At 57.8% G+C, this 24,683-nt stretch carries 22 protein-coding genes and 1 riboswitch; of the genes, 8 read left to right on the forward strand and 14 right to left on the reverse strand.

Features of this window, described 5'->3' with window-relative positions; translation table 11 throughout:
* Both IT585_00910 and IT585_00915 read left to right on the forward strand, forming a co-directional pair.
* Positions 1 to 819 (forward strand): hypothetical protein (locus IT585_00910; protein ID MCC6961789.1); only part of this gene is annotated, 819 nt, incomplete at its 5' end.
* Positions 820 to 1,014: 195 nt separating this feature from the next.
* A complete protein-coding gene (locus IT585_00915) occupies positions 1,015 to 1,890 on the forward strand; it encodes a dockerin type I repeat-containing protein (protein MCC6961790.1) in 876 nt (291 codons plus the stop codon).
* 227 nt (positions 1,891 to 2,117) lie between these two features.
* Here the strand turns inward: IT585_00915 and IT585_00920 are convergent, their stop codons facing one another.
* From IT585_00920 to IT585_00960, 9 genes are all read right to left on the reverse strand, one after another.
* A complete protein-coding gene (locus IT585_00920; protein MCC6961791.1) occupies positions 2,118 to 3,125 on the reverse strand; it encodes a flippase-like domain-containing protein in 1,008 nt (335 codons plus the stop codon).
* Positions 3,118 to 4,236, reverse strand: a complete 1,119-nt coding sequence (locus IT585_00925; GenBank protein MCC6961792.1) for a glycosyltransferase family 4 protein — start codon at positions 4,234 to 4,236, stop codon at positions 3,118 to 3,120. Before IT585_00925 ends, IT585_00920 begins: the two co-directional genes overlap by 8 nt.
* Before the next feature lie 15 nt (positions 4,237 to 4,251).
* Positions 4,252 to 6,771, reverse strand: coding sequence for a DUF2723 domain-containing protein (locus IT585_00930; GenBank protein MCC6961793.1), 2,520 nt, complete (start codon positions 6,769 to 6,771; stop codon positions 4,252 to 4,254).
* A 173-nt stretch (positions 6,772 to 6,944) separates the two neighbouring features.
* Positions 6,945 to 7,373: a transcription antitermination factor NusB gene (gene nusB / locus IT585_00935; GenBank protein ID MCC6961794.1), complete on the reverse strand. Its 429-nt coding sequence runs from the start codon at positions 7,371 to 7,373 to the stop codon at positions 6,945 to 6,947.
* Positions 7,374 to 7,375: 2 nt separating this feature from the next.
* A complete protein-coding gene (locus IT585_00940) occupies positions 7,376 to 7,843 on the reverse strand; it encodes a 6,7-dimethyl-8-ribityllumazine synthase (GenBank protein MCC6961795.1) in 468 nt (155 codons plus the stop codon).
* A gap of 8 nt (positions 7,844 to 7,851) precedes the next feature.
* Positions 7,852 to 9,054 carry a bifunctional 3,4-dihydroxy-2-butanone-4-phosphate synthase/GTP cyclohydrolase II gene (locus IT585_00945; GenBank protein ID MCC6961796.1) on the reverse strand — a complete coding sequence of 401 codons (1,203 nt, stop codon included), beginning with the start codon at positions 9,052 to 9,054 and terminating at the stop codon, positions 7,852 to 7,854.
* A gap of 64 nt (positions 9,055 to 9,118) precedes the next feature.
* A complete protein-coding gene (locus IT585_00950; protein MCC6961797.1) occupies positions 9,119 to 9,754 on the reverse strand; it encodes a riboflavin synthase in 636 nt (211 codons plus the stop codon).
* 2 nt (positions 9,755 to 9,756) lie between these two features.
* A complete protein-coding gene (gene ribD, locus IT585_00955; GenBank protein MCC6961798.1) occupies positions 9,757 to 10,824 on the reverse strand; it encodes a bifunctional diaminohydroxyphosphoribosylaminopyrimidine deaminase/5-amino-6-(5-phosphoribosylamino)uracil reductase RibD in 1,068 nt (355 codons plus the stop codon).
* A 116-nt stretch (positions 10,825 to 10,940) separates the two neighbouring features.
* Positions 10,941 to 11,062: riboswitch (FMN riboswitch) on the reverse strand.
* A gap of 50 nt (positions 11,063 to 11,112) precedes the next feature.
* Positions 11,113 to 12,759 (reverse strand): hypothetical protein, encoded by a 1,647-nt coding sequence (locus tag IT585_00960; GenBank protein ID MCC6961799.1) that lies wholly within the window; start codon positions 12,757 to 12,759, stop codon positions 11,113 to 11,115.
* Between the two features lie 125 nt (positions 12,760 to 12,884).
* Here IT585_00960 and IT585_00965 point away from each other — a divergent pair, with 125 nt between their 5' ends.
* Positions 12,885 to 13,538 carry a CDP-alcohol phosphatidyltransferase family protein gene (locus IT585_00965; protein ID MCC6961800.1) on the forward strand — a complete coding sequence of 218 codons (654 nt, stop codon included), beginning with the start codon at positions 12,885 to 12,887 and terminating at the stop codon, positions 13,536 to 13,538.
* A gap of 18 nt (positions 13,539 to 13,556) precedes the next feature.
* Here the strand turns inward: IT585_00965 and IT585_00970 are convergent, their stop codons facing one another.
* The 5 genes from IT585_00970 to IT585_00990 form a co-directional block, all read right to left on the reverse strand.
* Complete coding sequence (locus tag IT585_00970; GenBank protein MCC6961801.1) at positions 13,557 to 13,754, reverse strand: hypothetical protein; 198 nt, start codon at positions 13,752 to 13,754, stop codon at positions 13,557 to 13,559.
* 193 nt (positions 13,755 to 13,947) lie between these two features.
* Positions 13,948 to 14,850: a DUF3078 domain-containing protein gene (locus tag IT585_00975; protein ID MCC6961802.1), complete on the reverse strand. Its 903-nt coding sequence runs from the start codon at positions 14,848 to 14,850 to the stop codon at positions 13,948 to 13,950.
* A 135-nt stretch (positions 14,851 to 14,985) separates the two neighbouring features.
* A complete protein-coding gene (locus IT585_00980; GenBank protein MCC6961803.1) occupies positions 14,986 to 15,651 on the reverse strand; it encodes a TrkA family potassium uptake protein in 666 nt (221 codons plus the stop codon).
* A 62-nt stretch (positions 15,652 to 15,713) separates the two neighbouring features.
* Positions 15,714 to 17,162 (reverse strand): hypothetical protein, encoded by a 1,449-nt coding sequence (locus IT585_00985; GenBank protein MCC6961804.1) that lies wholly within the window; start codon positions 17,160 to 17,162, stop codon positions 15,714 to 15,716.
* Positions 17,163 to 17,363: 201 nt separating this feature from the next.
* A complete protein-coding gene (locus IT585_00990) occupies positions 17,364 to 18,476 on the reverse strand; it encodes an aminopeptidase (GenBank protein MCC6961805.1) in 1,113 nt (370 codons plus the stop codon).
* Between the two features lie 491 nt (positions 18,477 to 18,967).
* Here IT585_00990 and IT585_00995 point away from each other — a divergent pair, with 491 nt between their 5' ends.
* From IT585_00995 to deoC, 5 genes are all read left to right on the forward strand, one after another.
* On the forward strand, positions 18,968 to 20,770 hold the full coding sequence (locus IT585_00995; protein ID MCC6961806.1) for a PDZ domain-containing protein: 1,803 nt from the start codon (positions 18,968 to 18,970) through the stop codon (positions 20,768 to 20,770).
* A 146-nt stretch (positions 20,771 to 20,916) separates the two neighbouring features.
* Entirely contained in the window at positions 20,917 to 22,575 is a 1,659-nt protein-coding gene (locus IT585_01000; protein ID MCC6961807.1) for a S41 family peptidase, read from the forward strand.
* A 317-nt stretch (positions 22,576 to 22,892) separates the two neighbouring features.
* Positions 22,893 to 23,627, forward strand: a complete 735-nt coding sequence (locus IT585_01005) for a class I SAM-dependent methyltransferase (GenBank protein ID MCC6961808.1) — start codon at positions 22,893 to 22,895, stop codon at positions 23,625 to 23,627.
* A gap of 11 nt (positions 23,628 to 23,638) precedes the next feature.
* Positions 23,639 to 24,052, forward strand: a complete 414-nt coding sequence (gene cdd, locus IT585_01010; GenBank protein ID MCC6961809.1) for a cytidine deaminase — start codon at positions 23,639 to 23,641, stop codon at positions 24,050 to 24,052.
* Positions 24,053 to 24,108: 56 nt separating this feature from the next.
* The coding region (gene deoC / locus IT585_01015) for a deoxyribose-phosphate aldolase (protein MCC6961810.1) at positions 24,109 to 24,683 on the forward strand (575 nt) is incomplete at its 3' end.

A 24,683-nucleotide genomic window follows, 5' to 3' on the forward strand; every position in this document is an offset into this window, starting at 1 on the left:
AATACGTTTCATCTGAATCCCCAGGATTTCCGACATATTTATGAGGCGGCGGCGGCGTACAAGCCACGCATGATTGTCGGGCATCCGTCGGCGCTGTATTCGTTCTGCCTGCAATCGGAGAAGTCGGAGCTGCCAGCGATAAAGGTGCCGATCATCTACAGCTACTCGGAGAAGCTCTACCCGCACCACTTGCAGAAATTTCGGGAGTACTTCGGCGGCGAAGTTTTCGATTACTACGGCAACCGCGAGAACACCCTCGCGGTAACCCAACTTCCCTGTCGCAGCTATCACATTAATTCCGAATTCGGTTACGCCGAATTTGTCGCGGACGGCAAGCCTGCGGCTGAGGGCGCCGCCGGCGCGATCATTACCACCGCGCTGGCGAATTATTCGGTTCCGTTGATCCGGTACGATACCGGCGACATCGGTCGGTCGCTGGGCAAGTGCCCTCAATGCAACCTCGCTCACCCGACAATGGAAATCGTCGGCGGTCGCGGCAAGGATGTTCTGGTGACGCGCGACGGATTCGTTAATTGTCATCTTGAGACGTATCTGGCGCGGAATGGTTTTCGTTCGGCTGATTTCATTCAGATCTACCAGCGCGAAATCGACAGGGTTATAGTCCGGTTTCTTCCGAATACTCTCTTTCAGCTCAGTCGAGATCAGGAGCGACTCAGGCAACTGGCGCACGAGGGTCTGAGCGGCTACTTTGAAATTGAGCTGGAAATGCTCGATAAACCCCCATTTACCAAGGCGGGCAAGATGCCTTATGTGGTGAGCGAGTTGGCGCCGCACGGTGAGGCCGGAGGGATGAGCTGACCGCCTCCGGCGCCACTTCGTAACATAAACAATTCAAAGCATTTACCGATATTTCTTCAAGAGGCGTATTATCGCCGTTGACTGGGTTAAACTTTGCGCAGCGGCAAAAAAGCGCTTTACAGCATGGGCAAACAAGGTATATTTCCGCGGGGTAAATACATACCCGAGCCGAACACTGCTACTTCACGGAGAATTATGCGGACAGATATCATCCGTCGTATTGCGACTCAGGCGTTCTTGGTCCTGTTCGTCGCCGCTCTTCCCCTGAAAGCCGCACCGCTCGCGCCGTTTGAACTTGGCATTGAGAAGATCACCTCCGCTCGTTTGGGGGACCATGTCGAGATTTCGCTGGTCAATAACACCGGCAGCGAGGTTTTCGGCAAGTTCCACCTGCTTGTTGGTTTCGACGTCCACCGGCTGTCGCTGCTCGGCGTTACTCAAGGCGCCGTGCCCGGCCTTTGCGGTTGGGACAGCTTCAACTACACAGTTCAGCCGTGCAATAACTGCGATTATCAGTTGATCGACATCTTGGGCACGGCTGACGATCCGGCCATCGCCGGTGCGCCTGACTGCTATTCTCCAATTGGGGAGCTGGCCAAGCTGCGCTTTGCGGTTACTGCCGACACGAACGAGACAGGTTTTTTTGCCGACGTTGCGTTCTACTGGCTGGATTGTTCAAGTAACACTTTAACTTCAGTAGTCCAAGACACGGTATTTCATGGTCGATTCGCTTACGATCCCGACGGTAACAACATCACGGGAACCGACCCGTTCCTGGGCGGGACGCTGGAGGGCTGTATCGTCCCGGGGGATCCGGTGCAAATCCGCGCGATCAACACGACCAATGGCGGCGTTCAGATCAGCACGTCATGGGGTGTCTACGGAGACGTGAACGGGGATGGACGATTTAACATCGCCGACATCAGCTACATGATTAACTACATCTTCCTCGGCGGCAGCGCCCCCAAAGATTATCTGCACGGCAACTATGACGGCGATGATCACGTCACGATCGGCGATGCCGTATTCTTGATGTATTACTTGTTTGTGATTTTGGGAGCTACGGGTTAGTTACCCGGACAGAGTATTGCGAAGCGGCCGGAGTCGATCCGGCCGTTTTTGTTTTGGAGATCGACGTCGTTGGGGCTGTCGCATCATCCGTGATTGCTCAAAAATCGGGAAGCGTCGGTTCACAAATTCGCCCTGAATACTGCCATTGGCCTTGAGATTCCAAATACTGCGCGCGAAATCAAGAACCGACGCAACGGGTTGAGAGGGGCAAATGGGACAGCTTTTTGTCAGTCGGTCACCGGCTGGTTTTCGACTTCGCGCAAGGAGAGGTGTTCTTTCTTGAGGTGGTACAGGCCGGCCAGGGTAATGGTGAAATACTGAGTGGCCCACATCACGATACTGCAGGCGGCGGCGTTGTCGGCGGGGACATTGTAGAGGCTCAGGCTCAGCACAGTGAGATACTGGTACGGGCCGATGAACCCGGGTGCATTCGGCAACATGATTCCGACCGAGACGACGGCCAAAACGACGAAGGAGGCGTCGATCGGCAGATAGCTCATGTCGAAGGCCAGAAAGATGAAGTAATTCGACAGCGCCATGATTACCCAGAGCAGGGCTGACTGCGCCGAAATGATCGCTACCGACTTGGGATCAGAGAGCACTTGCAGACCGGAGGCGAATTTCGCCAGGATATCGCTGCCGACTTCCTGAATCCGCGGCGGGAAAATCTTCAGGGGCTTATTGAGGATGCGCAGCGTGAAATCAGTGCGCAGTTTCAGCATCGTCAGGACGAAGACCGCGACCAGCGTCACTGCGAGGAAGGCCCAACCGGCGGCTTCGAGGTGCCGCAGATCCTCCGCCACCGAGGCCGGAAATTCTTTGAAGAGGATGATCACCGTAAACAGGGCCAGCAGTGTCAGCAGGTCGAAGACGCGTTCGACCAGAGTGGTGGCCATGGCCGCGGAGCGCGAGACATCCTCGATCTTACCGAGTGAGAGCGGCCGCGCCAATTCACCCAGCCGCGCGGGCAGGATGTTGGAGGCCATGAAGCCGATCATGGTCGCCGCGTAGAGCCCGCGGAAGGAGCAGCGTTTGAGCGGATTTACCATCACGCCCCAGCGCCACGCCCGCAGTGCCATGGAGGCGAAGATCATGACGATGTTCGGCAGCAGCCACCAGTAGTTGGCCTGCCGGATCGCGGCCACCACCTTAACCCACTCGATCTTCTGGACAAACAGGTAGAGGAAGAACGCCGCGACGAGAATGCCGAAAACAATCAGTAGTTTCTTACCCACGTTGCACTCCCGCCGCCCGCTCGATTTCGGTAAACGAGTCGCGCGCGCAACGTTCCCAAGTGAACTTTGCCGCCCATTCGATCCCGCCCTTGCACATGCGCTCATGCAGGGGTTGATCCAGAAGCAGACGGGTCAGGCACTCGGCAAGTTGTTCGATATTGCCGTAGTCATAAAGCAACCCGGACTGGCCGTCACTGACGGAGTCTTTCAGTCCCGGGACATTGGCTGCCACGACAGGCGTGCCGCAAGCATTAGCTTCGATATTCGTAATTCCCCATCCCTCCTTGGGAGAAGGATAAGTGGAAATATGGGCGCGGCGCAAGTACTCCAATTTTTGTTCCAGTGAGACGTAGCCGGTGAACTCGACGGCATTACCCAGGTCTAGTTCCTGCGCCTGCTTCTGCAACATGGGCTGATAATCGCCGCTGCCGACGATCACCAGGCGCGCATGCGGCACGTGATGGCGCACCAACGGCAAAGCCGCGACCAGGTGCTGAACCGACTTGTATTTCTTCAATCGGCCGAGATAGATCACTGTAGGTTGATCGAACCGTTTTGACGCCGGATCGGGCTTGTAGACGCTGTGGTCGACCCCGCACTCGGCGACCGCCACGTTTTCAGCGGCGATCCCCCGCGCGATCAGGTCGTCGCGCGTCGACTGGCTGATCGCGAGAAAGCGCGAGTGCCGGTACACGCGCGGAATCGGCTTCTCCGCGAGGTAGACATAGCTGGCGATGAGGGCGTTGGCCTCCTGATAGATGTTCTTGCCGAACAGATGCGGGATGATCGCCAGATGTGGCAGCCGGTGGTACAGCGGGAGATAGAACGGAATTTTATTGATGTCTTCGACGATAACGTCGTGGCGTTCCTGCTGGAGCAATCGTCCGACCAGCCGCGGCGCGACGAAATTGAAGTTGTAGCGGTTGCCGGCGCGGACGACGCGAATCCCGTTGATCAATTCTTCCGGGGCGGCATGGGGGTAGGCCGAGCACGCCAGCGTCACCTGATGCCCCCATTGCACGACGCGCTGGAGGATTTCCTCGAGATGGACCTCGGCGCCCCCAGCGAGCGGGTTGCTCAGGTCCTGCCAATTAACAGCCAGAATTCGCAAGATTCAAACGTTCAGCTACTTCGATCCGCCCGGCGTTTCGACTCCGCGCAGGCGCACGCCGGTGCGTTCCGCCTGCATATCGCGCACGTCGCGCAAGGCTTGCTGCGCTTCGCTATCGCTCGGATGGGTAGAAATCCAACTTATCAACGAAGTCTCCATGCTGTCGAACAACGAATCGCGGAAATACAGGTTCAACAACTGCCGATGAAAGCGATCGTCGTCCGGTTGCTCCGCCAGCTTCTGCTTGAGCAGCGCGTAGGCCTGGGCTTTTTTGCCGGTGCGGTGATAGTCGGCCGCGACCTGCAACCAGACCTCATTCGCCTGAATATCCTTGGGGGCGCGCGCAAGCAATTCGTTGACTTTGTCGAGCGAATCCATGTCGGCATACAAGGTCATCAGATAGACATAGCTGCGCCACTCGCCGGGCACGACGGCAATCGACTTCTCCACCAGTTTCACGGCGCCGGGCAGATCGCCGCGTTTGCGCAGCTCGTCGGCGGCGTAGAGGAAGCCGGCGGCGTAGTTATTGGTCAAGCGTGCCGAGTTTTCGTCTTTGAAGATCGAGGAATCCGCGACGCCGCGGTACTTGAATTGGTTGATGTACAAGTCGGTCGTAGCAGCCAGGTCGATCATGTTCGGCTGCTTCTCGCGTTTGAGCCGATACATCATTCCTTTCAGCTCGAGATTTTCTTCGAGCGACTGGCCGCGGAAGAGACGGTTGTCCTCCGATACGGTCACCGCGAAGTGGATGGGCACGCGCCAGCCGTTGGCCTGGATGATGTTGTCGATCATCTTGTCCTGAATCCGGCGGACCTTGCCGTCGGCGGTGCGCTCCGGATAGAGAGCTTCGATCTGGGCGTCGGTCAAGCTGATCGGCACGCCCATTTCGTTCTTGAGCTGCTTGATATACCAGTCGGTGTTAAGCAGCGACAGGTTGGCGATTTTGACGTCTTTGCGCACGCCGTAAACTTCCTGCAAACACCAGAGGGGGAAGGTGTCGTTGTCGCCGTTGGTAAACACCACAGCGTTCGAGTCCGCCGATATCAGCAGGTTGTAAGCGTAGTCGTAGGGGATGTGATTTTTCGAGCGGTCGTTTTCGAAGTAGCTTGCCCGCAGGGCGACAACCGGAAGCAACAGGAAGAGCAGCAAGGCGTAGGTGACTTTGGTCATGCCCTTCTTGCGTGTCCAATTGGAGACAATTTCCCAGATCGTGACCACGCCAATGCCGATCGCCAAGCCGAAGAGGATGAAGCCGGGCTGCCAGAAGTAGTCACGATCGCGCACTTCGAGATTGGCTTCATCCCCGGGGATGGCAAAGGGTCGGGTACCGTCGGCAAAATTCATATAGATGACGAGTCCGACCGTGGCAGCCAGGATCATCAGGAAGACCGGCACCCCCTTCCGCCAGCGCCGCAGCACCACTTCGAACATTCCCAGCAGCCCCAGCGGGAAGAGCGTGAAGACGAACTTGGCGCCGCCGACGCCATACTGGTCCTGGAAGAATCCCCAGAAACCCATGCGCGGGTGGGTGCCGAACTGGTTCGCCCAGCTACCCCGGCGGGTAAACATTCGTTCCACCATCGACATCTGCCCGTATTGTTTCCGTTCGAGGAAGTCTTCGAATTTTTTCCAAGTGTCGGGGGCATTTTCGTTGATCGCCGGTTTTTCGGCGGCGCGCACCATAATGAAGAGTTGGCAACTAAAGGCCACTCCGGCCGCCATCATGATGGCAAAGGGCAGATTAACCTGACTGCGGTCTTTCTTCAGCGACCAGATGATCAGGCAGACCGCCGCCCAGAGACCGCCGACATAGATGAAGGTGACCAACGACGATACCGGGACGATCAACACCGCAAAAGTCACCCAGATCATCCAATTCCTGCGCAGCCGTTCGTCGAGCAGCAGCATCATCAGCATCAGCATGGGCACGATCAGGTAAGTTGTCAGGTGCACGGCGGTCGAAAGGATCGCGATAAAGAAGATCAGCACGAGGTATTTCGACGCTTCCGGCGTTGTCCGCTTTTCCGCCCAAACCAAGGTCAGCCAGATCAACAGCGTGATCATCAGCATCGAGATACCGTACACTTCCGCTTCGACCGAGGAACTCCAGTTGGTGGTTGAAAACGCCATCAGGAGCGCGCCGATCACGGCGCCGGCATGCATGCCGACCCGGCGGAGTGTGTCGATGCTATCGGCGAACCAGTCTTTAACCAGCTTGACGATGATGAAGTAGCCGAACATGGCGGCGAAGGCGCTGCTGATCACCGAGACCAGGTTGATACGAAAACCGATATCGGCGGTTGTCGGCAGCAGCGAGAAGATGCGACCGATCAGGACAAACAGCGGCGCCCCGGGTGGATGCGGCACGCCGAGAATATAGGAGCAGGCGATAAACTCGCCGCAGTCCCAGAACGAGACCGTCCGCTGCACCGTCATCAGATAGATCAGGAATGTGAAGAAGAAGACGAACAGCCCCAGCCCAAGATTGAGCTTCTGATATTTGTCTAACCCCGGTTTCTGCTCCGTATCAGCCAATCAGTCCTCCTCAATAATTCGCAGTGTCACAACAACATCTGGTATACCAGCAACGGGCTGCGACGGTTGACGGAATTTGGCGCGGAATATACGAAGAACGCCCCCCGCTTCCAACCGAAAAGTGGACTGCGGATACCGTCCCATTTTTGCGTATCGTGTGAAGGCCCAGAACGCTACTTTTCTTTGCTCCACTCCACTTCCTCCAGATGCTTGAGGACGGCATCGAGGATGCCGTTGACAAACTTGGAGGATTCGCGCGACGAGTATTTCTTGGCCAATTCCACTCCCTCATTGACGGCAACGCGGGCCGGGATATCCGGGAAGCTGACCATTTCACAAATGGACAGCCGCAGGATATTTTTGTCGACCATGGCGATGCGCTCGAGCCGCCAGTTTTCGGAGAACCGTTCAATCCGTTGATCCAGTTGCGGCGTCAGCTCGACTACCATGCGGAACAGCCGGTCGGCGTAGAGGCGGCTTTCGTCGCTGAGATCCGAATCGGCGATTAGCCCAGCTACGACGGAATCGATCGGTTCGCCGGTCGACTCAAACGCGTAGAGGCATTTCAGCACCAGCTCCCGGGCTTTCTTGCGCTGCCCCATCGCTATTTGATCATCCCATACAAGTTCGCCATCTCAATGGCCGACAGGGCCGCGTCCCAGCCTTTGTTACCGCCCTTGGTGCCGGCGCGTTCGATCGCCTGCTCCAAGGTATCGCAGGTGATGACACCGTAGATGACCGGCACGCCGCTTTGCAGCGACAGGCCGGCGATGCCCTTGGTGACCTCGGCGGCGATATACTCAAAATGCGGCGTGTCGCCACGAATGACGGCACCCAGACAGATGATCGCATCGTATTTCTTCCCGGCTGTCAGTTTGGCCGCCACGTACGGCAGTTCAAACGACCCCGGCACCCAATACTCGTCGATCGCTTTGTCATCCGCGCCATGGCGCACGAGACAATCCTTTGCGCCTTCCAACAACCGCTCGGTCAGGAGCGAATTGAACCGCGCAATGCACAGCGCGAACTTGCGTCCGCCGGCATTCAGTTCCGCTTTGTAGACTTTTCCCATAACCTCACTCACTTGATTAGTCCCAACAGGTGTCCCAGCTTGTCGCGTTTGGTTTCGAGATAGCGCTGGTTGTGCTTGGTCGGCGGTACTTCCGAGGAAATCCGCTCGGTCACCTTCAGCCCGTAGCCCTCCAGACCGATGATCTTGCGTGGATTGTTGGTAACCAGCCGGATCGTCGACAGTCCCAAATCCGCCAAGATCTGCGCGCCGATCCCGTAATCGCGCAGGTCATCCTTGAATCCCAGATCGTTGTTCGCTTCAACGGTATCGCGGCCCTGGTCTTGCAGGCTGTAGGCGAGGATCTTGTTGGCCAGGCCGATCCCGCGACCCTCCTGACGCATGTAGAGCAGGACGCCCTGACCTTCGCGATTGATCATTTCCATCGCGCTACGCAGTTGCCCGCCGCAATCGCAGCGGCAGGAGCCGAAGACATCGCCGGTAAGGCACTGCGAATGGACCCGCACGAGCACGTTCTCCTTGCCGCGAATGTCGCCCTTGACCAGCGCCAGATGGTGGTGGTCATCGATGTCGGAGCGATAGAGATGCAGTCGAAACTCACCATGCTCCGTCGGAAAATCAACGTCGACGACCCGGTGCACCAGATTTTCGTGCACGTGGCGGTAGGCGATCAGGTCTTTTATCGTGATTAGCTTGAGGTTGAACTTGTCCGCAAGCGCGCGCAGTTCGTCGACGCGCGCCATCGAGCCGTCGGCGGCCATGATCTCGCAGAGCACGCCGGCCGGCTTGAGTCCCGCCAGCCGGGCCAGATCCACCGACGCCTCCGAGTGTCCCGCCCGCGCCAGCACGCCGCCGGGCAGAGCCTCAATCGGAAAGACGTGCCCCGGCCGCGCCAGGTCATCCGCCTGACAGCGGTCATCCATGATTTGGCGGATGGTCTCGGCGCGGTCGAAGGCCGAGATTCCGGTGGTGGTGCCGCGCCGGGCGTCGACGCTGACCGTGAAACGCGTGCCGAGGAGCGCGGTGTTTTCGTGGGTCATCGGCGCCAGTTTGAGCCGCTCGATCGTCGGTCGCGTCAAGGTTACGCACAACAGCCCGCGCCCGTGGGTGACCATGAAGTTGATTGCCTCCGGCGTCGCCCGATCCGCGGCCATGACGAAGTCACCCTCGTTCTCGCGATCCTCGTCGTCAACCACGATGATGATTTTGCCGGCGCGAATCTCATTGATCGCTTCCGCAACCGAATCAAACAGATGTTGCTCGCCCTGTTTCAGAGTTAAGTCGGGCATGCAAGATTCTCCTGTATCAGAGTGATGGTCAATAGCCATATTGCCGCATCCTTTCTGCGGTGAGCGCGCTCTCGCCGAGTTCGCGCCGCCGCTGGATGAATTTCGCGATCAAATCGAATTCCAGATTCACCGCGCTCCCGGGTCGCAAATCGCCCAAGGTTGTCGCGTGCCAGGTGTGCGGGATGATGCTGACTTTGAAGCCGGTGCGAGTTACTTCGTAGACGGTCAGGCTAACGCCGTCGATCGTAATTGAGCCTTTTTCGACTACGAGTTCCGCGAATTCCGCTGGAAAGGAGAACGCTGCGATCCAGCTGCCGGCGGCCGGTGTAATCGCAAGGCAGCGCCCGAGGGCATCGACGTGCCCTTGCACGATATGTCCACCGAGCCGGTCGCTTGGCCGCAGTGCCAGTTCCAGATTGACGCGGTCGCTGACCGTCGATTGACCCAGCTTGCTCTTGTTCAAAGTCTCGGCGACGGCCGTGACAGTGAACTCGCCCGGCCGAGGCGACACCGACTCGGCTGTCAGGCAGACGCCGGAAATCGCCACCGAATCGCCGATCGCGATCTGATCGGCCAGTCCAGTCGCGATCGTGAAGCGGCGATTGTCGCCGTGCGGTGTGCTCTGCCGGATCGTGCCGACATCAAGGATGATTCCGGTGAACATACTTAGTCCCGCGGGAACGCCTCGATCCATACATCGCCGTCAAGCAGCGAGATGTTGAGAATTTCCAGATTCAGGGCGGCGGCGATGCTGCGCTCAGTCACAAACTGGACGGAGTTGAGCCCGTCGCCCAGCAGTTTCGGCGCCACAACAATCAGGAACTTGTCCACTAACTTCGATTCGATAAACTGGCTGAAGATACTCTGACCGCCCTCAACCAGAATGCTGGCCACGCCATTTGAAGCTGCCTGAAGCAGAAGTTCGCGAAGATCGACCTGTCCGTCGGCGCCGCGGATTTGCCAGAGATTTTGCGTTTCACCTTGTGCCGCATTTCCGGACTTCGGAGTGCACAGTATCGTTCGCTCGGCAAGAGCGCCTGCCACAATCTTTGCGTTCGCGCCGATGCCATCGTGCCCTGCCACGACGAGCCGGAGTGGATCGCGACCGAGCCCGTGGGATGTCAGTTCCGGATTGTCAAGGCGCACCGTGTTGGCGCCGACGAGGACGGCGTCGTGATGGACGCGCAACTCATGCACGCGGCGCCGCGAGGCTTCCGAACTGATCCATTTCGAATTGCCGGCGTTGTCGGCGATTTTGCCGTCCAGGGTTTGCGCAATCTTGAGCGTAACGAAGGGCAGCCCGGTCCGGATATATTTCAGATAGGGTGCGTTCAGCCTGCGCGCTTCTTCTTCGCAGACACCGAGCGTAACTTCGATGCCCGCTTCTCGCAGTTTCTGCATACCGGCGCCGTTTACCTGCGGATTAGGGTCGGTCATCGCCGCGATCACGCGCGCAATTCCCGCCTGCCGAATGGCCTCGACACACGGCGGCGTTTTGCCGAAATGGGCGCACGGTTCGAGATTGACGTACAACGCCGCGCCCTGCGCCGGTTCGATGGCCCGCTGCAGTGCGTCCACTTCGGCGTGATCGGCCCCAAACGCGCGATGGAAACCTTCCGCGATGATTCGGCCGTCCTTGACGATCACGGCACCCACCAAAGGATTGGTGCGTGTCTCGCCCCGCCCTTTTTCCGCCAGCGCCAGTGCCCGTTGCATGTACTCGACAGATGACATAAAAAAATCCCGAAGTCGCCTTCGGGGTCTGAAGCAGGTCACTGATGCCACACACAAAGTCTGTCCCCGCGCGGCATACAAGTAACCGATCGCACCGTTTGATGTTTTGATGCGATCCGGGCCTTCTTCCATCCGGACTGTACCGTCGGCGCCGGAATTTCACCGGCTCTGTCCTGGTTTTCGGGACTCGCGGGCTATACCGCCGATCGAGGAATTTCACCTCACCCCGAAGGCAACTAATTCTAACTATTATACGCAGAGAGTCAAGCCGATTCTGTCGATTTTTGGCTACAAGTTGTCGACATTCACGCCGTAGCGTTTCTCCAATTCCTGCAGGAATTCGCAGGTACCGTCGTGAATCTCCCCGGCCAGACAACGGCGCTTCAACTCCTTGAATGCCGCTATCTTATCCGGCACATGGCGCAGAAATTTCGGATCGAGGGTAATAACCGAGCCAAATGAGGTCGACAATACCTTCTCATATTCCGGGAACGGCGTCCCGCAGAAGGTCGCGCCGCGGCCGATCGCCATATCGAGTGTCAGCTTGTCTTCATGACCGGGGCGGTCACGTTTACGGGTCGGATCCCAGGCTCGCGCCGTTTGGCGGTCGACCAATCCGAAGGCGTCGAGGATATACACGCCCGGCCCGGCGGCGTAACCCATGTAGCCGATGTTGCCGGCCACGTGGACGATGCGGTAGTTGGTCACCTCATGCAGTTTGCGCAGCTCGCTGCCCATCTTGTACCACACATGATCCACCGGGTCTTCAAAAAGCGCTCGATACGAAGGATGGTAGAGATCATAGTATTGCCGCTCGTCGGCGATATACCCCAATCGTTTCTCAGCGCCCAGAGGATAAATCACCAGCAGCGCCGCCGCCACGAGTCCGGCTCCGGCGAGGGACAGTTGCGTGATGCGCCCGCGTAAGAATCGATCAGGGAGGTCATTGAGGAGAATCACGCCGATCAGCATCGGCGGCAGGAGGAAGCGATACGCCATGAAGTCGCCGCCCAGCCGCACGACGTAGATCGAAAGCACGGCAATCTGCAGGAGCATCACCAGCCGGGGCAGGCTCGTGAGATACAGCCGGCGCACGTGTTTCGCAAGCAGGATCAGCGCTGCGCTGATCACGACGACGATCAGGAGCACGGGCGAGTAGCGCCAGAAGTGCTCGAAGTAGATCCACCCCTGCGACCAGTAGGCACCCAATCCTTGTTTGGCATAATAGGTGTTGGGAAAAAACTCGCCGTAGTAGGCCCAGCGAAATAGATGGTAGGCACCGGCGATGCCGATGATCGGCACGGCCAGTTTCGCCAGCCCCAGCCACTGCCCGCGCGCCGGTTCCACACCAAGCTTGAGCTGCGTCCAGAGCGCTTTGCCGATGTAGACCGCGAAGAATACCGGAATCATGAGCGCCAGTTCCGGTCGGGTCAGATACAGGAGCGCCAGCAAAGCGCCATGCAGGTACGGTTTAGTGAGCAAGTCGTGGTTCTTGTAGGAGATGAAGAACCAGGCCATCAGCAGGACGACCAGCGGAAATTCCAGCCCACTTGCGGAAAAGTCGCGATAGCCGGTGTGGGATAACAGCAGCAGGGCCGCCAATGGAAACACCAGCGGCGCGTTGTCTTCACCGCGATCGCGCCACAAGATCACCGCCAGCGCGATGATTGATATTAGCAGGCTCAGGATCAACGCGCTGGCGCGGACGTTGGCGCCCAAAAACGTCGGGAGGGCGACTAAAAACAGCCAAAGCGGATGCGTGAAGCCCTCGACTTTGTCGCCGACGTTGTAGACCAGCCCATTGCCGTTTACCCAATTTTCGATGTAGCGGAAGGTGATGTAGGCGTCCTCGCAGGCCCAGAGACGCGACCAGAGCGCGTAGAAGCCCAGAATCAGGAAAAGCAGTTTGATGACGTTCGCCGTTGTCAGTCTCATGGCGCAGAGGATAGCACAAGGAAGGGACTCTGACAAGTCCTCTTGCTGAGAACTGGTTGGCTATTCCGGTTGAGGGATATATGCTGATCGCGTCATACTCGCTCATACTGAAAGGAGTGGACTACATGTCAACTCTCTCCTCCTGGGCCAACCGCGTGACGATCGCGCGCATTGGATTGGTCTTCTGGCTCGTGTTTCTCGTTTACGACAGCAATCTCTGGGCACGCTTGCTGGCGGCGTTGCTGGCCATTGTCGTTATCGTCGGCGACTGGCTGGACGGGTATCTGGCGCGACGGTTGCACGAGTCGACACAGCTGGGCAGCGTGCTCGATATCGCCGGCGACCGCATTATCGAGACGGTGCTCTGGATTGTGCTCGCCGATCTGGAACTGGTGCCGGTCTGGATACCGATCGCGGTGACGTCGCGGGCGATCCTGACCGACTCAATTCGCAATTATCTGCTCAAGTTCGGCTTCACGGCCTTTGGCGAGACGACGATGATGCGCTCCGCGCTCGGCCGTTTTCTGACCGGCTCGCCAATCATGCGCACCGGGTATGCGATCTTGAAAGCCTTCACCTTCAGTTGGCTGCTATTGATTTCTGCTTGTGACCGACTATGGCACGAACTCCCTTTTCTCACCGAGCGCTTCATCAGTACCAGCTATCTGGTCGGCTATATTGCCGCGATCGTGACGGCGATTGTCTGCATCGCCCGGGGGATTCCGCCGATAGTAGAAGGTGCCAAGCGGATCAGCGAGATGGATCAACAGAAGGCGTGAAGTGAAGCGCCCGCTGTTTTAGCAGCAGGCGCTTTTTTCGTCGGGCGTGCGTTTGACGGCGATCGAGAAGCCCTCGCCGCCGTAGCGATCGGTAATGAAGTCGATATAGATATTGCCCCGCTGACTGAGCATCCCATACAGACCGGAGTCGATATAGGCGCCGATTCCGTTTGACTCCAGCCGCTCGAGGCCGTCCGTTGACTCTTCCAGAGCCATCCCCATCTGGGGACCACTTCAGCCGGCGCCTTGCAGGTAGAGAACCAGGGACTTTCCGGAGGCGTGTTCGGAAGCCAGGATTCGGTGGAGCGAATCGCGCGCGGTGTCGGTAATGATCAGCATGAGGTCACATCGTCCTTTCCAATCATTGGATCGTCAAACTCGACAAACGATGCAATATTTTTTCGCGGTTCTACCACAGGGTATAGGTAAAGCCGACACCAAGTGTCTGCTTTACACGACCCTTCTTGCTGATCTCCTTGTCGTACAGGAACTGATTGTACAGGAAGACCGAAATCAACTTGCTGACGCTAATTTTGACCGTGTTTTCGAAATTGGCGTCAATCGCCTTCCAGTAGTTCTCGAGTTCGGTGCCTTCAACCTCGTCCGAATTCGATGAGAAGAGCGCCTTGTAAAGACTCAGCTTGCCGACATACTTGATCCGCTGGCTCAGCGTAAGTTGGGCGTCAGTCACCCATTCCAGACCGCCGTCGGTCAGGGTGGAGTCGGTCGTCGCCAGACTGGCGGTGTCGGTAATCACGTTTTTGAACAACTGACGCAGCGCCAGACCGACGCGGCTGCCGACCTCATCCTTGTCCTTCTTGTAGAGCGTTCGCGCCACACCGGCGGAGTAGGTCAGTTTGAGCGGGTTGACATAGCGCTTCTTCGGTTGATACGAAGCATCGAGGAACTGGCTTTCCAGCCGCACTGCCAGGTACGGGTCGACCGCCAGATTGAGCGGGAACGTCGCGACGTTTTCCCAGTCGATGAGATCGGTCGACTTCTTCGGCTTGCTCCACTGCTTGGTTTCTTCATCCTGCGTGGTCGTCTGGCCGAACGCCAGTTTCAGCGTCGATTTGAGATTGAACTTTTGACTGAAGCGCCGTTCCGCTTTCGCATTGAGATTGCTCACCCAGGCGAAGGTACCGGCTTCGCCGCCGGTCCAGGAATCGGAATAGGCTGTCTGCGCCAACTGCAGGTCAAAAACCATCGCTTTCTGCCAGCGCAGGGCGATGAGCGAGTCGACATTGACTCCCGCAACCGCGGCCGGGGCCAGTGCGGCTACGGTCAGCATCAGAATCCAATACTTGCGCATCAATTCACCTCCATGGAAATCGCGTTTTCACAGTGCCAAGGTAAGTCGAGCATTTGCGCGACGAAAGCACAAATGCAGAGGCGGCGGATTTCGCTTGACTTCGCGCGATCGGGGTGTTTTCGGGATTCGCGGATACTAACGAAGTTCCTGTTGCAGTTTCTCGAGGGCGTTGGCTTCCCCGAGAAGTACCAGGACTTCGTCCGGCTGGAATACACGGCTGCCGTCGGGCAGCAACGTTGTGCGCGCAGGCATAGTCTGCCGGATCAGAACCACCAGCACGTTGTAGTTGTGGCGGATATTGAGATCGGCCAGCGTTTTGCCGACGAACCGGTCGGGCACGGCGAGTTCGACCAGTTGCAGACCCTCGCCGATTTCGATTTGCTCGATCACATTTGGGAAACGCAGTTGATTCGACACACGCAGCGCCGTATCGCGTTCCGGAAACACGACGGAGTCGGCGCCGATCAAGTCGACGATCCGGCCCTGATCCTCAGAAATCGCCTTGACCATGATATGCTTGACCCCCATTTCCTTCAGGTAGAGCGTAGCGAGAATCGAGACATCGACAGAGGTACCCAGGCTGACGACGACCACGTCGCAGTGCGTGATCTCCAGTTCTTGTAGGGTTTTGCGATCGGAGGCATCTCCCTCCACCGCTTTAGTGACGTAGTCCTTGACATCCTCGATCTTCTCCGGATCGTTATCGATCACGATCACATCGTGGCCGTTTTTGGCCAAATCCAGGGCCAGATAATAGCCGAAGCTGGAGAGTCCGATTACTGCAAATGAGCGTTTTGCCATACCTTCACCGTCATACAACCAATCAACTTCTATGGAGCTATGCAACCATAATCTCGCTGCCGTCAGCCGATGACAACCCGCCCTTCGGGGTAGGTAATCCGGCTGGCCGGGCGACTGCGGCTGATTGCGAGCGCCAAGGTCAGCGGTCCGACCCGGCCGACAAACATCAGGAGCACGAGCGTCAGCTTGCTCAGTGGCGCCAGTTTCGGCGTAACGCCGGTGGAGAGGCCGACCGTCCCAAAGGCGGAAATCGCTTCAAACAGCAGTTCGACGAATTTCTCTCCCGAAGCGCGATGCCCGACACCGCCGGTCTCGAAAATCTGCAGCAATAATGCGCCCGCGATCACGATCATCGTCGCCAGGATCGTAAAGGTCACGGCTTCGGACTGCACGAACGGGCTGACCCGGCGCTCGAAGAAGATTACGTGTTCCTGTCGCCGCAGCCGGCTGCGGACAATCCCCATCAGCACGGCAAAGGTTGAGGTTTTGATGCCGCCGCCGCAGGAGCCGGGGGAGGCGCCGATAAACATCAGGAGCATAATCACGAACAGCGTCGCTCCGGACATCGCGCCGATGTTGAGGGTGTTGAATCCTGCCGTACGTGGCGTCACAGATTGGAAGAGCGAGCTGTAGATTCGCTCGATCCAGCTCATCCCGGCTTGAACGTTGTTGTACTCCAACAGCCCAATCAGCACCGCGCCCACCAGGATCAGGATCAGCGAGGTACGGATCACGATGCGGGAGTGCACGGAAAAGCGGTACGGCGCTTCGCGCCAGTAACTCGAACCGCGGACCAGTTTCATCTTTTCCAAGAACAGCCGACTCCGCGAGCGCAGGAACTGAAACAGCTCCAGGAAGGCGATGAAGCCGATGCCGCCGAGGATGATCAGTCCCATGATGGTGAAATTCACGGTGCCGTTGCCGAGGTAGCGTTCAAGATTATCGGGGAACAACGAGAAGCCCGCATTGCAGAAAGCGGAAATGCTGTGGAACACCGAGAACCAGATCGCCTCGTTCATGGGCAGGTCGCGTTCAAAGCGCGAATACAAGAGCAGCGCACCGATCGTCTCGATCATCAGGCTGATCCCGATCACCGTCCAGAGGAGGCCGCGAGGGCTGGTGCTGCGCGTCGAGCCGAAGGTCTGCGAAAGCAAGGTCGAGTCGCGGAGGGACAAGCGCCCGGCGAAGATGTAAAGCAGAAAGGTTGAAAACGTCATGATACCGATCCCGCCCAATTGGATCGAGATCAGCAGGACGATCTGGCCGAAGGTGGTCAGGTGGGTGCCCGGATCGATTGGTGCCAGCCCCGTTACGCAGGTTGCCGAGGTGATCATGAAGAGCGCGTCGATGAAGCCGATTGGTCCTCTTGTAGAGCATTGGGGCAGCATCAGCACCAGCGTCATCAGGAAGATGAAGGCTGCAAAGCTGAACACGACGATTTTTTCCGGCGCCAGTCGCTTCAGCGGCTGAAAGGTCACCACGATCGGGCGGGTCAGTTGAATCTTCGCCATAGTCCGCGAGTGAGTAAATGATGTCTGTACGGGATTAGCAAATGTTTTCGGCGGAGGCAGATCTCAGGCGCCAGGTCGAAACCACTCAAGCGACTGTGGTACGGTTAGCGCACCGGCTTTGGTGGTCTCGACCCATAACACTTGGCAATTCCCGCGGAGCGTTAGTTCCGACTGTAGTCGGAACTACAATCGAATTAAGTGCTAATCGCCGAAGCCGGGGACGAATTTACCGTCGCGGTAGATGACTTCCCCGTCGCCGTAGATTTCGCCGCCATTGCGGAGATCGCAGACCATGTCCCAGTGGAGCGCCGATTTGTTGACTCCGCCCGCTTCGTAGATGGCGTTGCCCACGGCCAGGTGGCAAGTGCCGCCGATCTTTTCGTCGAACAGGATGTTCTTGGAGAAGGTCTGGATGTGGTAATTGGTGCCGATGGCGAACTCGCCCACCCGTTTGGCGCCCTCATCCATTTCCAGCATCCGTTGCAGGAACTCGACATTCTTGTCGGCGCTGAATTTTGTCACCACGCCGTCTTTGAAGTGCAGCCGCACGTTTTCCACTTCGCGGCCCACGTAGCACGCCGGATAGGTATAGGTGATGACGCCGTTGGTCGAGTCCTCCAGAGGCGAGGTGAAGACTTCCCCGTCGGGGAAATTCTCTTTGCCGTCGCAGTTGATCCACTTGCGGCCAGCCACTTTCATTTTCAGGTCGGTGTCGGCGCTCTTGACATGGATTTCCGACAGCCGGTTCAGCCGCTCACAAATCGTGGCCTGTTTGACGGAGACGTTTTTCCAGTGGCTGATGGGATCATCGGTATCGCAGTAGCCGGCCGAATAGACGAAGTCCTCGTAGTCGGCCAGCGATTTGGACGCCTCCTGGGCATCCGCCGGCGCCGGAAAGAGCGTGCCGCACCAGCGCAGCGAACCGTCGGCAACGCGGTTGAAGAAGATCTGCTGGTATTCCTTGCGCGCGGACTGCGCCTTGGCCTGCCGTTGCGGGTCGACACCGGTCAAGAATTTCGTATTTTCCGAGCACCAGACGTGCAGATAGGCGTTGATCTGCCGGACTTCTTCGAGATCAAGCGGGTGCTGATAGACGAGTTGCTCGTCGCTGGCTTCCTTGAGGAAGACTTCCGAGAGCGTCTCGCTAGTGAACCGAACGACCGGTCGCGCGCCGCGCTTGAGGGCCAGGCGATAGACCTCCTTGATCAGGGGCATCGAAGCAAACGAGCCGCGAATCATGAAGTAGTCGCCGGGGCGAATCGTGAGCGAGTAATCGACCATCACCTGTGCCAGCTTGATTGTGCGTGGATCCATAAGGTACCTCGTATGAAAGGAGTCTGTATTTTCCCTGTAAGCGGCGCATGCGATCCGGTCGATACGTCATAGTACGGTCGCGCGCCGGTGTCGTTCCTGTAGTCCGAAACCGTGCAATATATTGGATTAAACCTGCAAGTCATGTCATCTATGCTGCTGATGCTGCCTGTGCCGGTAAATCGTTATAGTTGCGTACGGGATTTAAGCTATGCAGTTTCAGGAACTTAGTGCGCTGGATCAGATTGGGGAGCTTTCGGCACGATTTTGACACACTAAATGTCTGGAATAGTGGCCGAAACCGAAAACCCGGCCGCGACGCTACTTTTTGTCACGATTCGGATTCCGTCCGAACCATGAAACAAAAGGTAGTGTATAAGCGTTGTAGTTGAAGAAGATAGCAGACCGTGTGCAGAATGTGCACGGTTCTTCACCACGAAGAATATTACCGCACTGGAGATATGTAATGCGAATACACCCCGGAGGATCAGCCCATGAAGACTGAGTTGCGCATTAGGCTTTATGCCCTCATGCTCGCGATTGTGGCCATCAGCGTCATCTGGATTGTCGGATCGGGCGACGCCGCCCAGTCGACCTTGCAGAACGTCGTCTACGGCAACAGCATGTACGCCCAGGCCAATCCCGGCACGGCGCCGCCTTCGGAGGCAGCTCCCTCGCAGCGGCATTCCATCGCTTACTACACCAAGATGATGGCCGACATTGCGTACAAGATTCATTCGCGTTACATGGAAGATGTCGATCCGGAGAGTCTGATTGACGCCGGGATTGAGGGGATGCTTTCGAATCTTGACCCCTACAGTGTGGTGTTGAAGCCGAAGTCGTATGAATCGCTGATGGAGAATACCCACGGCAAGTACGAGGGTGTCGGAATGCAGATCGATCTGCGGGACAATCGCGTCACCATCGTGGCGCCGATGGAGGGTACGCCCGCCTGGCGGATGGGCTTCCGCGCCGGCGACCAAATTCTCAAGATCGACACGGTGTCGACGGACGGGATGAAGACGGACGAGGCCGCCAATTTGATGCGCGGACCGGCAGGTTCAAAAGTGAAGTTGACCATCCAGCGCCCCGGCATCGAGTATCCGCTCGAATTTGACGTTGAGCGCGCGGTCATCGAACTGCACTCAGTGCGCTACTACGGCATGATCCAGCCCGGTATCGGTTACGTCCGGATCGACAAGTTTTCGGAATCGACCACCGACGAGCTGGTCAGTGCCATCAATGACATGAAGAACAATATGGGGATGAAATCGCTGGTGTTCGACCTGCGCTCCAACGGCGGTGGCTTGCTCGACCAGGCGATCAGCGTCGCCAATCTCTTCCTGCCGAAGGACAAGCTGGTGGTTTACACGCAGGGTAAATACCCGACCTCGCAGCGCAAGTACTTCTCGCAGAATGAACCCATCTTCCCGGACGGCGATTTAGTCGTGCTGGTCAATGGCGGCACAGCTTCCGCGTCCGAAATCGTTTCGGGTGCTTTGCAGGATTGGGATCGCGGCGTGATTGTCGGCAATACGACGTTTGGCAAGGGTCTGGTACAGCAGATTTTCGGCGGGCAGGACGGTGAGGCGGCGTTGAAGCTGACGACCGCCAAGTATTACATCCCCTCCGGGCGTTGTATCCAGAAACCGGAACGCGCCAAGAAGAACTGGCAGCCGGAAGCGGACGAGGACATGACGCTCGAAGAGAAGAACAAAGAGGATGACGCCGGCCGAGAAGTGTTCCAGACCGCCGGCGGCCGCAAGGTTTATGGTGGCGGCGGCGTGGTGCCGGATGTGGTCGTAGAGGACGAAACCTGGAAGCCGATCGAGTACAATCTCGTGCGTAAGAACATGTTCTTCGAGTTCGCGATCGACTACACCACGACGCAGAAGAATCTGCCGAAGAACTTCGAAGTCAGCAGCGACATGGTTGAAGCGTTTCGTAAATACATCAAGGATAAGGGCTTTGACTACAAGACGGCGCTCGAGCTGGATCTGGAGAAATTCGAGGAGACGGCGCGCGAGATGAAGAAAGAAAACCTCTTCGCCGCCGACGTCAACGAGATGAAGCGGTTAATCGAGCAGGAGAAGGCCAAGGACTTCGACGAATCGCTGCCGTATATCAAGCAGTCGATCAAGCGCGAAATCCTGCGCAAGGAGTATGGCGAGAAAGGCATCTACGAGGAGATCACCCTCAAGGAAGACCCGCACGTCAAGCAGGCGCTGGAGCTGCTGAAGGACAAGGCCAAGTACGGTACGCTGCTGAAGCCGGTGGCCAAGAAGGACCAGGGTTAAGCCGCAGCAGGGCGATTTGAAGGTAATTCCGGACGGACGGCCGTGACAACGGCCGTCCGTTTTCATTGGCTGCGGGCAAATACTCACAATTGACACTGAACCTTTAACTCATAATTTCGACAGTAATACACATGGAGGTGAATTACTTGGGTCGACGAATTGGATTATTGGCAACGCTGGCGCTGCTACTCGCCGCTCCCGCCCTACTGTTGGGCCAAAGTGCCGTCAAGACGAAACCGCGCGGTGAGCGCTCAATCGCATATTGGAGCAAGCTGCTCGCCGACATGGCGCTGGCACTCCGTGACGGCTACATGGAAGAAATCAACATCGATCAGATCTTCACCGACGCCGCGGACGGCATGCTCAACAATCTGGATCCGTACAGCATTCTACTGACTGCCGAGGATCACGAATCGCTCAAGGAGAGCACTTCCGGCAAGTATGAAGGCATCGGCATCGATATCGACGTCCGGGATGGCGAAGTAACAGTGATTGCGCCGCTCGACGGCACGCCCGCCGCGCGCCTCGGCTTCCGCCCCGGCGACAAGATCATTCGGATCGACGATACACCGACGGCCAATCTCAACAACGCCGAGATCAATCGACTGGTGCGCGGCAAGGCTGGTTCCAAGGTCAAGCTGACGATCCGGCGTCCGGGGTTCGAGTTCCCGATGGACTACTGGGTTGAGCGGGCCGTAATCGAAGTACACCCGGTACGCTACGCCGGCATGATCGACGGCACGATCGGTTATGTACGCATTGCCAAGTTCGGCGAAGGTACCGAGCGGGAGATGCGCGCCGCGGTATCGTCATTGCAGAGCCAAGGTTGTAAGTCGCTGATTCTTGACCTGCGGGCCAATGGCGGCGGCTTGCTCGATCAGGCCATCGCCACGGCTAATATCTTCCTGCCAAAGGATCGTCTGGTTGTCTACACCCAGGGAAAGTCGGTCGCGACGATGCGGCGTTATGAGACGCCGGCGGAGCCGCTGTTTCCGACCGGCGATCTCGTGGTGCTGGTCGATTCGGGCACAGCGTCGGCATCCGAGATCGTGGCCGGTAGTCTGCAGGACTGGGATCGCGGCGTGATCCTCGGCCACACCACCTACGGCAAGGGGCTGGTGCAGAACGTCATCGAGTGGCCCAACAGCGACCACGCGCTTAAGCTCACGACCTCGAAATATTACATCCCCTCCGGCCGCTCGATTCAAAAGCCGGAACGCGCCTACAAGAACGGCAACGGCAATGTTGTCGCCGATAAGGGCGACCGCAAGCTGTACAATACGGAAAACGGTCGCAAAGTGTACGGCGGCGGCGGAATTTCGCCCGACGTCGAATCGGCGAGCGAGCAACTCAATCCGATCGAATTCAACCTGACGCGCGAAAATCTCTTCTTCCAGTTTGCCGTTCAGTACGTCGCCGACCATCCGCAAACACCACGCGACTTTGCCGTGAGCGACCAGTTGATTGAGGAATTCCGCCGCTTCGTTGATTCCCGGAATTTCCGCTATCAGACGAATCTCGAGCACTTGGTGGCGGAGCTGGAGGCGACCGCGGAGGCTGAGCGCAAGTCGGCGGCGCTCGCCAAGGATCTGCTGTCGCTGCAGAAGGCGATCGAGCGCGAGAAGCAGCATGATTTTGACAGTGCGCGCGACTACATCCGCAGCACTTTGCGCCGCGAAATCCTCCACGCCAGATTCGGCGAAACGGGCGTTTACGAACAAATCATCACGAAGGAAGACCCCGTGGTCTTGCAGGCCGTTGAGCTGATCAAGGACCGCAGTCGGTATCGGTCGCTACTGAAGTAGCGTCTGAGCGACGGGTCACATTCCCTCGCGAGACGATCGAAGCGCACCCTCGCCCCCGGCCCCTCTTCCAGAGGGAGAGGGGAGCGGTTGTCATTCCCACGGAGGCGGGAATCCAGGTAGTTTGCAATCTCTGAGAGCAAGTGGGAAGGCATGCCGCAACGAGTATGTCTAGCCCACTGGAATCACATAAAAAAGCGTCGGACAGGAATGTCCGACCCACCGCAATTTCTCGATCGTCGGGACGTTGCGCAGGCGGTGGGGCCCCGATAGCAGGCGACAACACGCTTGCGCGATTGCCGTGAATTGCCAATCTTCTTATGATGTACAAGTCGATTGCGAAGTACTATGACTTGCTGGGCTGGGATGAATTTCACGACGTTGCTTACCCACGCCTCAAACCGGTACTAATCGAGAGCAAAGCCGAGAGCTACCTTGATTTGGCTTGTGGGACAGCGATGCTCGCCTGCAGCGTCGCCGATCTCGGTCTCGAGGTTGTCGGGCTCGACAAATCGAAGGAGATGCTGAAGATGGCGGCGCACCGGCTGCGGCTCTACCGCGGAGCGCGCAAGCCGACGATCGTCCATGGCGACATGACCCGTTTCAACTTGCGGCGGCAATTCGACGCCGTCGGCTGCTTCTTCGATGCGGCGAATCACATTGTCGATCCCCGAAGCTTTGCGGCCTTTATTACCCGGGCGGCCGCTCACGTTCGCTCCGGCGGGTTCTTCATGTTCGACGTCAACACGGCGATCGGCCTGAACTGCTGGGACGCCCTGCTCTTCACGCGGCAGGGCCAGCATGCCGTGATGATGAAAGGCGAATACGACCGCAGTACGCGGTTGGCTGCAATCACGATTCACGGTTTCGTACGCACGCCGGACGGCCAGGTTGACAAGTTCAAGGAGACGTTTCATGAGCGCGGATATCCCCACAGAGAGATCATGATGCTGCTGCGCCGCGCCGGATTTGGGAAGATCAGCGCACAGCCACAAAACCCCGAACGCACGTTGCGCAATGCACACCGGGTGTTCTATACCGCATTCAAGAAGTAGAGGAGAGAATGATGCCGAAGTTGACTTTGACTGAAGCCGAGCTAGCTGCCGCCGCGCGCGCGATGCTGCGGAATTCCTATTCTCCCTACTCTCATTTTCGCGTCGGCGCCGCACTGGAAACAAGCAAGTTCCTCTACACCGGGACCAATATCGAGAACCGGTCCTACGGTCTGACGATCTGCGCCGAACGCACGGCCGTGGTGTCCGCCGTGGCCAACCGCGAACACAAGTTCAAGCGTTTGGCGATTGCCGCCGACACCGACCACTTCGTCACGCCGTGCGGCGCCTGCCTGCAGGTGCTGTCGGAATTCTGCGACGACCTGCCGATTGTGCTGGTCAATGGGGCCGGAAAGATCAAGCGAACATCGCTGAAGCAGCTTTATCCAGCGCCCTTCGTCTTCGCGTCCCGACGCGCAAAAAAGTGATACTCTCGCCGCCGGAAAATCATAACATTGAAGAGGAATTGGAGGACTCCCAAGCGATGGGTGAATCGAACCAACGCGATGAATTTCGCGGCCGCATTCGCAGCGACATCGACCTGGCCGGGTGCATCGACGCCGCCCTGCTCAAGACCGAAGTCACAGCCGCCGACATTGAGAAGCTTTGCCGCGAGGCGGCCGAGTTGCATTACAAGGCCGTCTTTGTCAACCCCGCCTACACCGCGCTCTGCGCCCGTCTGCTAAAGGGCTCCGGAGTGCACGTGGGTTCGGTGGCCGGATTCCCGCTGGGCGCGACGACGACCGAGGTCAAGGTCTTTGAAGCGCAGGAAGGCGAGAACCACGGCGCCGAGGAAATCGACATGGTGGCCAATGTCGGTGCGATCAAGTCGGGCGATTGGGCGCTGTTCGGAAAAGACGTCACTGGAGTTCGTAAAGCATTATCGCGCAATACGATACTCAAGGTTATTCTTGAGTGTACCTTACTTGATCACGACGAAAAAGTCGCTGCTGCCACGATTGCCGCCGATTGCGGCGTCGATTTCGTCAAGACGTCGACCGGGATGTTCGGGCAGGCGACCGCTGCGGACGTTGCGCTGCTCTTCGAGACAGTCGGCGG

This window comes from Candidatus Zixiibacteriota bacterium (assembly GCA_020853795.1).
GTDB lineage: Bacteria > Zixibacteria > MSB-5A5 > CAIYYT01 > CAIYYT01 > JADJGC01.

Excerpts from the sequence above, each read along its gene's own strand:
- IT585_00940 (MCC6961795.1), bottom strand. The coding sequence starts at position 7,843 with ATGGGAAAAGTCTACAAAGCGGAACTGAATGCCGGCGGACGCAAGTTC.
- nusB (MCC6961794.1), bottom strand. The coding sequence starts at position 7,373 with ATGGGGCAGCGCAAGAAAGCCCGGGAGCTGGTGCTGAAATGCCTCTAC.
- IT585_00915 (MCC6961790.1), top strand. The coding sequence starts at position 1,015 with ATGCGGACAGATATCATCCGTCGTATTGCGACTCAGGCGTTCTTGGTC.
- IT585_00960 (MCC6961799.1), bottom strand. The coding sequence starts at position 12,759 with ATGAGACTGACAACGGCGAACGTCATCAAACTGCTTTTCCTGATTCTG.
- IT585_00950 (MCC6961797.1), bottom strand. The coding sequence starts at position 9,754 with ATGTTCACCGGAATCATCCTTGATGTCGGCACGATCCGGCAGAGCACA.
- cdd (MCC6961809.1), top strand. The coding sequence starts at position 23,639 with ATGCCGAAGTTGACTTTGACTGAAGCCGAGCTAGCTGCCGCCGCGCGC.
- IT585_00995 (MCC6961806.1), top strand. The coding sequence starts at position 18,968 with ATGAAGACTGAGTTGCGCATTAGGCTTTATGCCCTCATGCTCGCGATT.
- IT585_00980 (MCC6961803.1), bottom strand. The coding sequence starts at position 15,651 with ATGGCAAAACGCTCATTTGCAGTAATCGGACTCTCCAGCTTCGGCTAT.
- IT585_00970 (MCC6961801.1), bottom strand. The coding sequence starts at position 13,754 with ATGGCTCTGGAAGAGTCAACGGACGGCCTCGAGCGGCTGGAGTCAAAC.
- IT585_00990 (MCC6961805.1), bottom strand. The coding sequence starts at position 18,476 with ATGGATCCACGCACAATCAAGCTGGCACAGGTGATGGTCGATTACTCG.
- ribD (MCC6961798.1), bottom strand. The coding sequence starts at position 10,824 with ATGTCATCTGTCGAGTACATGCAACGGGCACTGGCGCTGGCGGAAAAA.
- IT585_00985 (MCC6961804.1), bottom strand. The coding sequence starts at position 17,162 with ATGGCGAAGATTCAACTGACCCGCCCGATCGTGGTGACCTTTCAGCCG.
- IT585_01005 (MCC6961808.1), top strand. The coding sequence starts at position 22,893 with ATGATGTACAAGTCGATTGCGAAGTACTATGACTTGCTGGGCTGGGAT.
- IT585_00965 (MCC6961800.1), top strand. The coding sequence starts at position 12,885 with ATGTCAACTCTCTCCTCCTGGGCCAACCGCGTGACGATCGCGCGCATT.
- IT585_00975 (MCC6961802.1), bottom strand. The coding sequence starts at position 14,850 with ATGCGCAAGTATTGGATTCTGATGCTGACCGTAGCCGCACTGGCCCCG.